Annotated in this window: 1 protein-coding gene (running past one end of the window); it reads left to right on the forward strand. The window is 59.7% G+C overall.

Going from position 1 to position 365, the window contains the following annotated elements; translation table 11 throughout:
- The first annotated feature begins 236 nt into the window (after window positions 1–236).
- Window positions 237–365, forward strand: partial view of a phospholipase D family protein gene (locus tag BGP02_RS08355; RefSeq protein WP_286798360.1) — the 5' end (the start) only. 1,515 nt of this gene lie beyond the right edge of the window; only the first 129 of its 1,644 coding nucleotides appear in the window; the start codon lies at window positions 237–239; its stop codon lies off the right edge, out of view.

Here is a 365-nt window from a genome sequence, read left to right on the forward strand (position 1 = left end):
CCCTTTGTGAAAATAATTTGAAAAAGGTCGGGGCCGGGCAAAAAAGACAGCGATTCGAGCGGGCCGAGATCCACGGCGCGGGTCACATGGAGGACACCGATCCACGATCGGTCCGGCATCCCACCGGGACGTAACCATCGAAATCGCCTATCCTTGCCGGAACCTTGCCCATAGGGAAAGGCGACGCAGCGACCCGGGTCTCTTCCCTTCCTATACTTATATATAGAGCGTTCGAGATGGTCCATTCGCGCATCCTTCCGTCGCGCTCTCTCGATGTCCTGCGGCGCCTGGCCACGCTTCTCCCGCTCGCACTCATCGTTGCCGCCTGCAGTTCGGTGCGTCCACCTCCCGAGCCGTCTCATTGG

Source organism: Pandoraea sp. 64-18 (assembly GCF_001899225.1).
Taxonomy (GTDB): Bacteria; Pseudomonadota; Gammaproteobacteria; order Burkholderiales; family Burkholderiaceae; genus Pandoraea; species Pandoraea cepalis.